The sequence below is a fragment of the Halobacillus sp. AWM4_238 genome (assembly GCF_056158265.1).
Window position 1 is genome coordinate 1,792,316 of sequence record NZ_JBSWSY010000002.1, and the last position, 13,223, is coordinate 1,805,538.

A 13,223-nucleotide genomic window follows, 5' to 3' on the forward strand; every position below is an offset into this window, starting at 1 on the left:
TTCCTGCACCATCCTCATTATGTAATTCAACGGCAGATAAGTCAAACAATCAAGCACCATTACTATAGTATGTAAACAACTGGAGAAGTATCAATTATCTTCCCCATTAATCTCTGCCTCTATACTCTAAAATATATAAATATATCAGAAGACAAGGTACGATCATGCACCTTGTCTTCTTAGTTTATTATTCAGCTTTAGAATTTGCAACTAGAACGTCAATGGCTTTGCGGACTTTAAGATCTTCTTTGATCATGTCAGTATTCCCGCCTAGCATTTGCGTCAATTGAGCAACATCTGTTTGATACATGGAAGCCATGTTCTCAAGCTCAGCGTTCACATCTTCTTCAGATGCTTCAACGTTTTCTGCCTCTGCGATCGCTTCAAGAGTCAGGTTCGTTTTCACACGCTTCGCTGCGTCTTCTTTCATTTGCTCACGTAGGGCATCTTCGTCTTGACCTGTGAACTGGAAGTACATGTCTTTTGTCATGCCTTGCATTTGAAGACGTTGTTCAAACTCTTGAACCATGCGGTCAAGTTCTGTATCCACCATTGCATCTGGAATTTCAACTTCTGCGTTTTCAGAAGCTTGCGTTACAAGGGTGTCACGCTTGCTGTTTTCAGCATCTGTTTTCTTTTGCTCTTCCAGACGCTCACGAGTTTTCGTCTTCAGTTCTTCAAGAGACTCGACATCTTCGTCGACATCTTTCGCGAATTCATCATCAAGCTCAGGAAGTTCTTTTCCTTTTACTTCATGAATTTTGACTTTAAACGTCGCAGATTTACCAGCTAGATCTTCTGCGTGGTATTCTTCAGGGAAAGTTACTTCAACGTCAGTCTCTTCTCCTGCTTTCTTACCAACAAGCTGCTCTTCAAAACCTGGAATGAAGGAACCAGAACCAACTTCTAGGGAGTAGTTGTCTGCCTGTCCACCTTCGAATGCTTCGCCATCAACGAAACCTTCGAAGTCCATAACGACTGTGTCGCCATTTTCAACAGCTGCATCCTCTTTAACAACGAGCTCAGCTTGACGCTCTTGCATTTGTTTTAGTTCGTTCTCAACATCTTCCTCTGATACTTCTGTATCTTGCTCTTCTACAACAAGTCCTTTGTAATCGCCTAGTTTAACTTCAGGCTTTACAGTAACTTCAGCTGTGAATACAAGGTCTTGACCTTTTTCGATTTGTTTCACGTCTACTTCTGGACGATCTACAGGTTCGATTCCTGCTTCTTCAACAGCTTCTGTGTAAGCTTGTGGAAGAACAATATCAAGGGCATCCTGATAAAGGGACTCCACTCCGAAACGCTGTTCGAAAAGTTTACGTGGTACTTTACCTTTACGGAAACCAGGTACTTGTACCTGTTGAACTACTTTTTTGAAGGCTTGGTCAAGTGCTTTGTCAAATTCACTTGCAGGTACTTCTACTGTTAAAGTTCCCTGATTGCCTTCTTGCTTTTCCCATTTTGCTGACATAAAAAATTCCCTCCAACATCTATTCATTCATTTTCGTCCGAAGACGATGATCTGATGATTCTATGACTCTTTTTACATACGAATCTCGTTTGCAACCACTACATTATAACATAATCCTACAGCCTTTCAAGACGTGAGCTTTTCATTTACTCACCTACGATCAATACATAATGCTGTTCACATAATTCAATTTCGGATTTGTATTTCTCAACGTTTTCCAGTTCTTCGTTATTGGACAATGGGAGCTGCAAATATTCATGTCCAATTTGCTTAAGTGCCTCGACGAGAATAGGAACTTCCTTTTCATCCGGATAGATCGGATAGCGCACATAACAATAATGGTATAAAAGACGATTAATCATTTCATACATCGTTGGGTTGTTTTGTTCAATTTGTCCGAGCCTCATTTGAATCTGCTTAATAATGTAATCCGAATGAAGCTGGGTTAATTCCGCAGGAACAACCGTAGATCTTTGCCCAAACTTTTTAATTGTCAGTTCTTCACGCCACCCTGCATCCCTGAACCATTCTAAGATGGCCGTTTTAATGATTGGGTGAACGGACTCGTTCATTAAAACACGTTGAAAGTCATCTGCAAAAGTGTCAGGAGCTTGCTTTTTCAATTGGTCAACCGCTTGCCATTGCTTATGTATATCTTCAGAATCTAATGCATTCATAAACTCATCAAAATATTTAGAGCCTTCTTCTTTATGGCGATCCTCTAGAAGTTTCCTACTTACCTCATACATCTGCCAGAGCTGTGTACGGCTTTGATGAGGAATTTCTTCTGATTCGAACACTTCTTCCAAAAGGTTGATAATTTCTTCATATTGATTGCTTTGAAATAAGATGGTGATATAGATATGTAAATAATGGTAGTATTGGTCGTAATCTTCCTTCATTTGCTCCTGACATAATTCTTCCGCTTCATCGAACAACCCGAGTTCTATCCAACTCATCAAAAGACCTGTAATGACATCTGCATTTGCCACCCCATATTCCACCAGTGGCCCCAAAGCTTCTGAAGCATCTTTATATCTTTTTTCCTTCAATGCCTCCAGTCCTACACGTTCCAAAGTGGTTTTCCATTTTGGGAACATCACTAAGTTCCCGTTTTTATTTTCCATAAGACACCCTTCCCTAGAGTTCATACTTCCCTCATTCTAACCTTATCGTAAGTTTTTCAAACCTCTATTCATTCAGCTTATTAGGATATACTAAAGTATATTCAAGACAAACACAAAGAAAACACTTATACATTCAGATTCTATACGCAAAAAAGAATCATCATTTGTATCATAATTGCAAAAACAGGACTTTGTACTCATGATGAATTCATATTTTTTGCTAAAATAAGTGAATGTGAATAAAATTTCACCGAATTATAAATTTAAGGGGATGTATCGTTTTGTCATTGCTAGATGATCAAACACTGCTGGAAACGTACATAGAGTCCGTTAAGCTTCAACTAGATGATGAATTCGTTCATTTGTTGACGAAGGAAATTGATAAGCGATCTATGGAATTGCCAAAAGAAAATCTCCAACTAACATGAATCGACATCAAACGTTCGCTCAAAATGGGAACGTTATTATAGAGGAATATAGAAAGGGTGTGCTCAACGAGCACACCCTTTTTTTATTGATTAGAGGTTGGGTTGCTCTGGCTTTGCCCAGACATCTTAGCAATGCTTGGGATGACGTTTTGCAATTGCCCTGCCTGACCAGTCATCATGCTGTAAGTGGCAGCACCGATTCCGATAGAAGCGACAATCGGCAACCACTGAACATTCTTCTTCTCCATCCTGATCACTCCTCAAATCACTTGGCTTAGTAGCCATTTCTATTGTGTGCTTGAGAAGGATTTCATATGTGAGTTAATACCATGTTCTATACCCTATATTTACCTTTAAGTAAGAAATGGATTAAGAATACTGGCCAAAGAATGATCCACCCTAATAACACCAACATATATAAAGATCGCTCTTCTTTACTTTGGTCAATCGGTTCTTGTTGTTGGAAGCAGAAAAACACACCAATCAGGATATAAGCGAAGGCTATCAAAAGAATCACTCCTCTACACGATAGCGTATGAAGAGTACGTGTGTTGTGCCTCTTGTTGAGAACACTTTTTTAAGAAACTAAAATGTTTACGTGATAAAATGTTTGTAGAGGTGATGAAAATGGAACGGATTATCCTATTTGACGGGGAATGTAATTTTTGCAATCAAAATGTGCAGTTCATTATTAAAAGAGATCCTGAAGGACTTTTTACATTTGCTTCTCAACAAAGCCATGTTGGACGCACACTCATGAGGAAATTTGAAATTCCAATTGAAGTGGACAGTATCGTCCTCATCGAAGGTTCCAAGTCCTACATTCGGTCCACGGCAGCTTTGAGGATATGTAAATATTTGACGGGTTTTTGGAAAATGGGGTTTGCTTTGATAATTGTCCCTAAAGCGATAAGGGATTGGGCTTACAATTTTGTGGCTAAAAATCGTTACAAGTGGTTCGGTAAACAAGAAGCCTGTCAGCTCCCTTCACCAGAGATAAGAAAACGTTTCTTATAAATTTCAATCCGCTTCTTTCCTGGCGTTCAATAGTAGAATTACTGGGCTGTGTAATCATGCAGCCCACCATGTACCTTGGGTCAAACCTGAACAATTTCCTGTTTCACTCTTACAATACAATCATTTGATTTATGAGTGGTTATTCCTTTCACTTTATTGAACATAAAAATGCTTCCTTTGCCAAAGCAAAGGAAGCATTTTTATATAGCGTCCCAGGAGAGATTCGAACTCCCGACCCACAGCTTAGAAGGCTGTTGCTCTATCCAGCTGAGCTACTGGGACATGCTTATTAAAGTTTTAAATATGTATTGGAGCGGGTGAAGGGAATCGAACCCTCGTCATCAGCTTGGAAGGCTGAGGTTTTACCATTAAACTACACCCGCATCATTAATATTCTTTGGCTTTGTTTGTAATCGTACCACTCATGCCCCTTCCTCTTCTAGATTACTCAAGGGAGTATATCCGTCGGGGCAACTCGCAGCTTATTCGGAAGAAGTTCTGCTCGTGGCTGAGGTTTTACCATTAAACTATACCCACAAAGTAGAAAACTTACTTTTAATTAAGCCCTTTTTTGTTGATGTCTTGTGAAGCGGACAAGAATTATTATATTAAGGATATGAGAAAATGTCAACAGGTTTGCAGCAAAGAATTTAATTCTTCGCTGCAAGTGCTGTTGACATCTGGAGATCGGGCATAGGATCCCCATTCACATGATAAAATTGTAAGTGAACGTCGCTTCGATCAGTCCATTCTAAAATCGCATAGGTTGGCTCTTCACGATCTCTAGGAAGCCTTGCGCTTCCTGGGTTAATGAATAGTGTGTCGCCAACTTTCTCTGCTCCTGCAATATGCGAGTGGCCAAAACAGGCAACTTGAGCACCGACTTCCTCTGCACGGTAAGAGAGGGGCATCAAAGTTGATTTGATTTGATGTAAATGTCCGTGAGTGACCAAGAAGGTTATTTCTCCTACTTGAAGAATTTGTTCTTCTTCCATTCCTGGTTCGAAATCACAGTTCCCTTTTGCATAAGTAAAGTCTTCCAATTCTTTTGAATCATAGTCGAGTTCAGAATCTCCGCAATGAATCATCGCATCGACATCCTGGTGTCTTTCTTTAATTTCCATCACTTCTTTTTTTAAGCCGTGGGTGTCACTTACGATTAAAACTTTCGGCATACGTTTCACCTCGTTTAGCTTTGAGTTTTCAACCACTCTTCGATTTGTTGTATGGCGTGGTGACGGTGACTGATTGCGTTCTTCTCTTCAGAAGTGTGTTCAGCCATCGTACGGGAAGACCCTTCTGGTATGAAAATTGGATCATAACCGAAACCATTCGTTCCTTGAGATTCAGTAGCAATGGATCCCTCACACGTCCCTCTTCTAACAAAGGTGTCTTCACCAGGTCTTGCGACTGCTACAGCACAGACAAAACGGGCCATTCTCTTTGATTCGGGTACGTCTTGAAGTGCTTTTAAAAGTTTTTCTGTATTTTTGTTGTCATCTTTTTCTATTCCTGCATAACGGGCGGAGTAAACACCAGGTTCCCCATTCAAGGCATCGACTTCTAAACCTGAATCGTCAGCCACGACAGGAACGCCAAATTGCTCCGCCATTGCTTCCGCTTTAATGACGGCATTCTCTTCAAATGTCGTACCTGTTTCTTCTATATCTATGGAACGATCGATATCTAACAAAGACTTTACAGAAATCTCATATTTGGAAAACATCTCCCGAAACTCGTTCACTTTACCTGGGTTCTTCGTGGCAACAATTAACTCTTTCATTTCACTTAGCTGCCTCCACTTTTGTACGGATGACATCTGACCATTCTCCAATTGCTTCTTCTTGGAGTTTAATGAGGTCCGAAACGCCTTCCTCAGCTAGGGACAACATCTTTTGCAGCTGCTGCATAGAGAATGTTGCTTCTTCTCCTGTTCCCTGCAATTCAACGAATTCACCGTTTCCGGTCATGATTACGTTCATATCCACTTGGGCTTTACTGTCTTCCTCATAGCAAAGGTCCAAGATCTCACTCTTATCAGGCATTACTCCCACAGAAATGGCCGTTAAGAAATCTGTAATTGGCAATTCTTTGATTGCTTTTTTCTCTACTAACTTGCCTAAAGCTAAGACGACAGCTACAAATGCTCCCGTAATGGAAGCCGTACGTGTTCCTCCGTCAGCCTGGATGACGTCACAATCCACCCAGATGGTGCGCTCACCAATTTTATCCAAGTCTACAACCGCACGAAGGGAACGTCCGATCAATCGTTGAATTTCCATTGTACGCCCTGAGACTTTTCCTTTAGAAGACTCACGGATATTCCTTTGTTCTGTAGCACGAGGCAGCATTGCATATTCAGCAGTAATCCAGCCTTTTCCTTGTCCACGTAAAAAAGGAGGTACACGATCCTCTACGCTGGCATTACAAATTACTTTTGTATCTCCAAAGCTTATCAGTACGGACCCTTCTGGATGCTTTACATAATCCGTTTCAATTGTTACTTTTCTTAGTTCGTTTACTTCCCGATGATCACTTCTCATCAGTAATGACCTCCTTTTCGTACACCATTATCCTTGCCCATCTTAACACAAATTACATATCGGAGGTAGTTAAAGATCAAATGAAAAAGCGCTTCAAAAGCTTTTCACTTTTGAAGCGCTCTCTGGACAATTTAATGGCTACATCGCTTCTGCCCCATTAATATCTTGTCTTGAAACAGGCTCAGCCAACGGTTCCCCAGCTTCGTTGAACACTTGTTCTGTACCATCTACATGAACCTCGACTGATTCCACATCTGCTTGATCGGTAAGACTCATCACAAGACTTGCCAAAGCCGCATCAGATAAGGACGGTTGCTCTTCTACACTCGTCAATATGTTCTCATTAAATGAAACAGTAAGAACACCATTCTTCAACTTAGATTTGACCAACTCTGCCCCTTCATTGAAAGGATTCATGAGGGCACTGCCAAGTTCAGGCCCTTCCAGCAATGCCTGTACCATAGCTGTAAATTCGTCACTGCCCTTAGTGACCCGAGTGGTCACTGGAACTTGATAGACCTGCTCCCCATTTTGGGCAGGGAAATAAACCGTAACCGCTTCACTATTTACAATATCCGTGTTGTTCCCGACGCTATGATTAATCCCGTCGGCACGGGATACCCCTTTAGAAATAGGGGTCCCGTCAACAGGCATCACTTGCTGCTCGTGACCGTTGATCCAAAGCTTCATTCGTTTCACATTTTCAAACTGAGTCAGTGTATAAGTCATAGCCTGTAAAATCTTCTGTTCGTCTTCTGCAGCGTAATTTTTGAATTCTTCCGATACATCTACAATAAGCGTTCCATCCTCTTTAGCATTCACACCAAGAATTTCTGTACCAGCAGGAAGGACCGCTTCAAATCCATTTGGCAGAAGGTTCGTCACAGGACCATCCTTTACCATATACTCAAGCGCCTGTGTCGCCACCTCTTCTGAAACCGGTAATTCTAGTGTCTGGGGAGCAACCATGCCGTTCGCATCCAACAAATACAACTCACGAGCGACCGTTGCTGAAGAAGCTTCATCTTCAGCCCCCTCTCCATCTTCCCCTTCTGTATTTTCACCTTCTCCTTCAGGAAGAGGGGCATCACTACTCGGATCTGGCGTTGTTGTAACCGCCTCTTCAGGTGTATCCATTTTCTCTAATGATTGCTCTCCTTCAAAAAGGCAGCCTGAAAGCAACCCTGCACTCAACAGCAATAAAACCGTGAGTATAAAGGGTTTGTAGCCGTATTTCTTCATAGTTTTCCCTCCTGAGATAGATTGTACTACCATATATACGAGCCCCTTGAGGGAATAGACCAGAGAATTTCATGAATGAATGGCAGATCATTTTGTAACAGGATGAACACGGAATTTAATTATTTTTCAAAGTATGGTACTCAAGTCTTTCTACCTGTCCCATCTCCATAGTTTTAATTACTGCGACTGAACAGCGCACTCAAAACTAGAAGCTGGATCTTCTTCTCCATCATTTTGATATAAAAAAAAGCTCTCCTTTAGTAAGCAGAGCTCGGAACATGTTCAATTTGTACGGATTTAAGAATTTGTACAGGGGTATCAAACCAACTATTTGCTACCAAGCGGAACTTTTCAATATCTCCCGTTGTATAAAATTCATGAACAGGGGAGGTATTCTCTTTCTCTAACAACTTGTGATAAGCAAGGATCAAACTAGCTTCCCTAGCTGTTTCTTCTCCAGAACTAATGACTTGAATATGATTCCCCATCTCGTTTTGCACTAGATCCTTAATCAATGGATAGTGAGTGCAACCTAAAATAAGAGTGTCAATATGATTCATATCTTTTAGAGGTCGCAGGGTATTGGAAACGATTCTTTTTGCTCTTGGGCCGGATAGAATTCCATCTTCCACCATTGGTACGAAAGGAGGACAGGCGAGACCGTTGACTCGGATGTTTTGATCAATGGCTAAGAGGGCATTCGGATAGGCTTTACTTTCTATGGTTCCTTCCGTCCCGATGACACCAATTCTTTTATTTCGACTGAATTTAATAGCAGCACGAGCCCCAGGCTCGATGACACCGATGACAGGAATATCCAGCGTTTCTTGCAATTCTTTAAGGGTATAGGCAGTGGCTGTATTACAAGCAATCACCAACATCTTCATGTTTTTCTCTAATAAGAAATTCACCATTTGCCATGTGAATGCTCGGACTTCCTCCTCTGACCGAGGGCCATATGGACACCTTTTGGTATCGCCTAAATAAAGAAAAGTTTCCTTTGGTAATTGGCGCATTAATTCTCTAGCTACCGTCAAACCGCCTACTCCAGAATCTATGACTCCTATGGGTTGTTTCAATTCGCATCCCTCTTTTATATCTTAGTTGTCTGGTTCTTTGTCTGTCTCTTTCATGTTTTCATGGAGAACGCGAAGTAAGCGGTTCAGTGTTTCCACATCCTCTTCCGGCACGTCCTTCAAGACTTCTTCGAGATAATTCTGACGTTTCTCAATAACTTCATGGATGATTTTTTCTCCCTTTTCCAACACATGAATGCGAACAACACGACGGTCTCTAGGATCACGAACTCTCTCGACAAGCTCGTTCTTTTCCATTCTATCTACAAGATCAGTCGTTGTACTGCAAGCAAGGTGGATATAGTTGGAGAGCTCTCCGATCGTCATGTCTCCTTTTTCCATTAACCATTGAAGAGCAACGAATTGTGGAGCTGTAATTGGGTAATGATTTAAAATGACTCGTCCTCTTTGTTTGATAATCCCGGCTATGTATCTCAACTCTTTCTCTACATCAGCCATCATGGACGTCTGTTGTGATTTTGTCACATTCAGCACTCCTAACGAAAATACTTTATAAATCTCATTCTCATGGTTTCAGCAGAAAAATTCAAGGTCTAACTTCTCTTTATAAGAAAAACCCTTTCAGGTTTGGCTGCGTCAAACGCAACCCTACCTGAAAGGACCCCCTCCTTCTCAAAAGCAATGGTTTGCTGTTCTATGGAGATCACAATTCCAGTTCCCCCATACGCAGCAGTTCTACCACTGCCTGGGAACGTCCTTTCACCCCTAGCTTTTGCATTGCGTTCGAGATGTGATTCCGCACAGTTTTCTCTGAGATGAAGAGCTCTTTTGCGATCTCACGTGTCGTCTTATCCTGTACTAGAAGCTCGAAAACTTCTCGCTCCCGCTTGGTAAGAATTTGTGTTGGCCGATAGCCGTCCTCCTTCACAAGCGTACCCCTCCTTGTTGTCCCTGAGCTTATATGAGGGGAATTATTTAGTCTCTGTATCGTATGAACAGGGAGGCCGCCCTGTGCTACGCTTTCATGATTTAGACACAAGCCCGAGTTCTTGCGCTTTGAAGAGTGCCTCCGTACGCGACCTGACATTCAGTTTATTAAAGATTCCGGTCAAGGTGTATTCCACACTTCGCTGCGACATGTGAAGGGTTTGGGCAATTTCCCTGTTCGTATATCCAGACGCCACTTCCTGTAAAATGGACTGTTCTTTTTCGTTCAAAGAAAAACCATTCCCTTCCTCGGTTTCAGAAGGAGAACTTACACTAGCCTCAGACCTTCTCAACTGTTTGAACAAATGAATAGGAATAACTACCTCATCCCTCCACGCACAACGGATGGCTGTTACTAGTTGCTCACTAGTTGCTGTTTTACTGACAAAACCATTAATATCCGCTTCCACCAGCATATTGAAGTGGGTGTTCAAATCAAAACCCGTATAAATAAGTAGTTTCAAATCAGGATAGGACTTCCGAATTTTCTTCGCCAACTCAATTCCGTTTATACCTGGCATATATAAATCCAATAGAACAATATCATATTTCTTTTCTTTTAAAAGGGGTTCTACTTTTTCGTTTTCATGAGTGACATCCACTTGCATGTCCCCTTCTTGTTCGAGCATCGACTTCGTACCTGCCCCTACGGCAGGGTGATCATCAACGATTAACACATTCATCATACTTGGACCTCCCTTTTCGACTCAATCGGAAACGTTATCATCGCTTTAAACCCTTCGCCTGGTGCGGTCTCAATTTCCAGGTGTCCATTTAGACCATTGACTCGTTGTTCAATGCCGGATAACCCAATATGGGAGAACAAGTCACGTTGAACGGAATAGTCCATACCTTTTCCGTTATCTGAATACAGAAGCATCACTTGATTCTCATAGTTGGATAAAGATAGTTTTACAATCTTTGCATCTGAATGTTTCATAGCGTTTGTCAGAAGCTCTTGAACAACTCGGAAGACAGCTAGAATCCTTTCTTGATCCAGTTCTGCTCCAAAACGTTCATCTGTGAAATAAACCGTAAAGTTCGAGCGAAGCTGGTATTGATGAATTAAATTCTTTAATGATTGAACAAGACCCATCTCCTCTATAAATGCTGGACGCAGCTCATTACACGTCTCACGAATCAGGTGAATGCTATCAAGGAGGGATTCTTTATAAACCATCAACTCCGCATGCAGACTTGGAGTTAAATCATTTCTGTGTCTAATCAAATCATCCATTTTTCTATAAAGGTACAGCTGCTCTTGAAGCACGGTGTCATGCAAATCAATGGAAAGTTGTTTTCTTTGGTTTTCAGCAATTGTAAACAACAGCCTTGAAAGCCAGATTGGATATTTTTGTGTTTGATCACTTCTCAATTTACGGAGTTCTTTTAGAAGATCCTCAATGGTGTTCATATTCTGTATGGCAATATTCGCATTATGAGAAATAGTTTGTAAATACGTCTTCTCGTCACGGTTCAGATTTGTGTAGTCTTTTTTTCCTTTACACCACATCATTGTGAGCTTTTCCAAGGAGTAGCCTACAATAACTCCAAAACCTTTCTCCGTTTCAATTACAGAACCTATATCATATTGGTGATCGTTCAGATGCTCGTCAAAATGATCGATGATGTCATCAGGTATTTGGTCATACACGCAATACATGTTTCGTTTATTGTGCTTGGAATAAATGTAAATATCCCGAACATTCAGTACGTTTTTCACTTCATCACGCATGACCTTCATTAAATCAACGGCATTGGATTGATCCTTCATGTCCTGAGCCATCCGGTGCATACTCTCCTGATAGCCATATCGAGCAGAAAACAAATAACGCTGCAGTCTGAAATCCAACACTTCTTTTGCAGATAAGAATAAGACTAAAGAAGATTGAAACAACAAGAACATTTGAATGTAACTAACAAGAAATAGATCCCCTTCTACAAGCCAACCGACCGTAAACATAAGAGCTAGACTCGGAAGTACAGAAAGAATCATGTAATATCTGACTCGCGTCATGACAAAGTCAATATCAATCAATCTTTCTCTCGTTACCAAATACATGAAGGTGATCGGTAAAGCGATGAGAAACACCCCTCCAACTTCTAGTGAAATCACCTTCACTCCAAAAGCTAGAGCAGGGATCAAATAAAGCAGAATATAAGGAAAGAACGCAATCGTCATTCCTATAGCCATGTATTTAAAAATTGGTCCGACTGCTGCATCTTTGTGGATAAACAGCCCTCGGTAAATGATATAAAAAGAAATAATATACAAAATCAATAGCAGACCACCAGGAATCGGCTCAAAAAAAGCTGGATAAGCTTGTACGGTAAGGAAGTATCCTTCAAGCAAGGATACAATTCCAACAGTTAGGTATAACAAGTAAACGAGTTTCTTAGAAAACCAATATATATGGAGTTCCTGAAAATAATTATATAAGAAATGAATCAATATCACAGGTGAAAATAAGAATAATCCTGTGTTTAAGAATAAACTGTACAAATCATCCCTTACTGCACCGCTGTTGCTTATATATCCGGTTGCAATGGCTAAGAAAAATAGAATCAACTGCCCAGCCGAATATCTTTTAGGCACTCTTTTATGGACCAAGTAAGATATACCCAGGATAACTAAAAAGAAAAGAGCAGGGAGAACAATATACAACAACCAATGAATGGCACTTGAATTTTCGATATTATCGTAGGAAGTCTCTTGTCCATTGTGTTGGATTGAGAATGAGTTTGCTCCCTCTAACTCATTAAACATCGAAACAGAACGATGCTCTTCTGGAGGGGCTTCATCTATTAAAATGACTTCACCTCCAACCGGAACCCCGTGGCGATCCCCCCAACTTCCAATGTGGACTGAATTAACTACCCATTCTCCTTGTCTTTCGTTCACGGTTATACCAAGGTATGGCTGTGTGACGGATAATACCATCATGTAACAAGCAGATAAGATGAAAAAGGATAGAACCAGCCACTGAGACCATTTGAAATTAAGCATATAAATCCACCTTCGTACAATATTCAACCAAGTCTATTATACTATGGAACTTACAGCCTACAACCCATAGTCTTTTTCAACAATATTTATTAAGCTATTTGGGAGTATTCTTGAAGGCTTGATTTCGAGACTTTTGTGCAGTGGGTAGGGGCGGAGGGGAATGACTCGCTTTCCGCGGGAGCGCGTTGAGCCTCCTCGGACTGCGTCCTGTGGGGTCTCACCAAGCACTCTCTTCCCGCAGGAGTCTCGCCATTCCCCTCCGCCCCTTTGCCAAGGGAAACTCTTGAAATCACACCTAGAAAATCAGCTTGTATGATTAAGGAAAATGGGTCATTCCCCCCTCCAAAGCAAACATCCATAA

The 13,223-nt window shown here is 41.2% G+C and carries 14 protein-coding genes and 2 tRNA genes; 2 read left to right on the plus strand and 14 right to left on the minus strand.

Translation table 11 applies throughout. The features are described from left to right. Positions 1-187 precede the first annotated feature (187 nt). Together tig and ACXACN_RS09300 are read right to left on the minus strand one after the other, a co-directional pair. A complete protein-coding gene (gene tig / locus ACXACN_RS09295) occupies positions 188-1,474 on the minus strand; it encodes a trigger factor (RefSeq protein WP_474963956.1) in 1,287 nt (428 codons plus the stop codon). Positions 1,475-1,620: 146 nt separating this feature from the next. Further along, positions 1,621-2,601: a tetratricopeptide repeat protein gene (locus tag ACXACN_RS09300; protein WP_474963958.1), complete on the minus strand. Its 981-nt coding sequence runs from the start codon at positions 2,599-2,601 to the stop codon at positions 1,621-1,623. A 281-nt stretch (positions 2,602-2,882) separates the two neighbouring features. Between ACXACN_RS09300 and sda the strand changes: the two genes are divergently transcribed. After that, the gene (gene sda, locus ACXACN_RS09305; RefSeq protein ID WP_202410038.1) at positions 2,883-3,029 is read left to right on the plus strand and encodes a sporulation histidine kinase inhibitor Sda; all 147 of its coding nucleotides are present in this window, start codon (positions 2,883-2,885) and stop codon (positions 3,027-3,029) included. An 83-nt stretch (positions 3,030-3,112) separates the two neighbouring features. Here the strand turns inward: sda and ACXACN_RS09310 are convergent, their stop codons facing one another. Continuing rightward, positions 3,113-3,277 carry a hypothetical protein gene (locus tag ACXACN_RS09310; protein WP_474963959.1) on the minus strand — a complete coding sequence of 55 codons (165 nt, stop codon included), beginning with the start codon at positions 3,275-3,277 and terminating at the stop codon, positions 3,113-3,115. Positions 3,278-3,656: 379 nt separating this feature from the next. Here ACXACN_RS09310 and ACXACN_RS09315 point away from each other — a divergent pair, with 379 nt between their 5' ends. Beyond that, complete coding sequence (locus ACXACN_RS09315; protein WP_474963961.1) at positions 3,657-4,046, plus strand: thiol-disulfide oxidoreductase DCC family protein; 390 nt, start codon at positions 3,657-3,659, stop codon at positions 4,044-4,046. 208 nt (positions 4,047-4,254) lie between these two features. Here the strand turns inward: ACXACN_RS09315 and ACXACN_RS09320 are convergent. The 11 genes from ACXACN_RS09320 to ACXACN_RS09370 all read right to left on the minus strand — a co-directional run bounded on the left by ACXACN_RS09320 (position 4,255) and on the right by ACXACN_RS09370 (position 12,862). Further along, a tRNA-Arg gene (locus ACXACN_RS09320) sits at positions 4,255-4,328 on the minus strand. A gap of 27 nt (positions 4,329-4,355) precedes the next feature. Further along, a tRNA-Gly gene (locus ACXACN_RS09325) sits at positions 4,356-4,429 on the minus strand. A gap of 267 nt (positions 4,430-4,696) precedes the next feature. Next, complete coding sequence (locus ACXACN_RS09330) at positions 4,697-5,221, minus strand: metallophosphoesterase (RefSeq protein ID WP_474963962.1); 525 nt, start codon at positions 5,219-5,221, stop codon at positions 4,697-4,699. 14 nt (positions 5,222-5,235) lie between these two features. After that, positions 5,236-5,829 (minus strand): XTP/dITP diphosphatase, encoded by a 594-nt coding sequence (locus ACXACN_RS09335; protein ID WP_474966839.1) that lies wholly within the window; start codon positions 5,827-5,829, stop codon positions 5,236-5,238. A gap of 1 nt (position 5,830) precedes the next feature. Beyond that, a complete protein-coding gene (gene rph, locus ACXACN_RS09340; RefSeq protein WP_474963963.1) occupies positions 5,831-6,589 on the minus strand; it encodes a ribonuclease PH in 759 nt (252 codons plus the stop codon). A gap of 138 nt (positions 6,590-6,727) precedes the next feature. Further along, positions 6,728-7,831, minus strand: coding sequence for a GerMN domain-containing protein (locus ACXACN_RS09345; protein ID WP_474963965.1), 1,104 nt, complete (start codon positions 7,829-7,831; stop codon positions 6,728-6,730). A 257-nt stretch (positions 7,832-8,088) separates the two neighbouring features. Then, positions 8,089-8,910: a glutamate racemase gene (gene racE, locus ACXACN_RS09350; RefSeq protein ID WP_474963966.1), complete on the minus strand. Its 822-nt coding sequence runs from the start codon at positions 8,908-8,910 to the stop codon at positions 8,089-8,091. Between the two features lie 21 nt (positions 8,911-8,931). Then, entirely contained in the window at positions 8,932-9,369 is a 438-nt protein-coding gene (locus ACXACN_RS09355) for a MarR family winged helix-turn-helix transcriptional regulator (protein ID WP_474966841.1), read from the minus strand. Positions 9,370-9,571: 202 nt separating this feature from the next. Beyond that, positions 9,572-9,796, minus strand: coding sequence for a helix-turn-helix domain-containing protein (locus ACXACN_RS09360; RefSeq protein WP_008635211.1), 225 nt, complete (start codon positions 9,794-9,796; stop codon positions 9,572-9,574). Positions 9,797-9,890: 94 nt separating this feature from the next. After that, entirely contained in the window at positions 9,891-10,541 is a 651-nt protein-coding gene (locus ACXACN_RS09365; RefSeq protein WP_474963967.1) for a response regulator transcription factor, read from the minus strand. Beyond that, positions 10,538-12,862 (minus strand): sensor histidine kinase, encoded by a 2,325-nt coding sequence (locus ACXACN_RS09370; protein WP_474963969.1) that lies wholly within the window; start codon positions 12,860-12,862, stop codon positions 10,538-10,540. Before ACXACN_RS09370 ends, ACXACN_RS09365 begins: the two co-directional genes overlap by 4 nt. Between the last annotated feature and the right edge of the window lie 361 nt (positions 12,863-13,223).

Bases quoted from the DNA above. Each gene is read 5' to 3' on its own strand.
- tig (WP_474963956.1), bottom strand. From the start codon at position 1,474: ATGTCAGCAAAATGGGAAAAGCAAGAAGGCAATCAGGGAACTTTAACA.
- ACXACN_RS09300 (WP_474963958.1), bottom strand. From the start codon at position 2,601: ATGGAAAATAAAAACGGGAACTTAGTGATGTTCCCAAAATGGAAAACC.
- ACXACN_RS09310 (WP_474963959.1), bottom strand. From the start codon at position 3,277: ATGGAGAAGAAGAATGTTCAGTGGTTGCCGATTGTCGCTTCTATCGGA.
- ACXACN_RS09315 (WP_474963961.1), top strand. From the start codon at position 3,657: ATGGAACGGATTATCCTATTTGACGGGGAATGTAATTTTTGCAATCAA.
- ACXACN_RS09330 (WP_474963962.1), bottom strand. From the start codon at position 5,221: ATGCCGAAAGTTTTAATCGTAAGTGACACCCACGGCTTAAAAAAAGAA.
- ACXACN_RS09335 (WP_474966839.1), bottom strand. From the start codon at position 5,829: ATGAAAGAGTTAATTGTTGCCACGAAGAACCCAGGTAAAGTGAACGAG.
- rph (WP_474963963.1), bottom strand. From the start codon at position 6,589: ATGAGAAGTGATCATCGGGAAGTAAACGAACTAAGAAAAGTAACAATT.
- ACXACN_RS09345 (WP_474963965.1), bottom strand. From the start codon at position 7,831: ATGAAGAAATACGGCTACAAACCCTTTATACTCACGGTTTTATTGCTG.
- ACXACN_RS09355 (WP_474966841.1), bottom strand. From the start codon at position 9,369: ATGATGGCTGATGTAGAGAAAGAGTTGAGATACATAGCCGGGATTATC.
- ACXACN_RS09365 (WP_474963967.1), bottom strand. From the start codon at position 10,541: ATGATGAATGTGTTAATCGTTGATGATCACCCTGCCGTAGGGGCAGGT.
- ACXACN_RS09370 (WP_474963969.1), bottom strand. From the start codon at position 12,862: ATGCTTAATTTCAAATGGTCTCAGTGGCTGGTTCTATCCTTTTTCATC.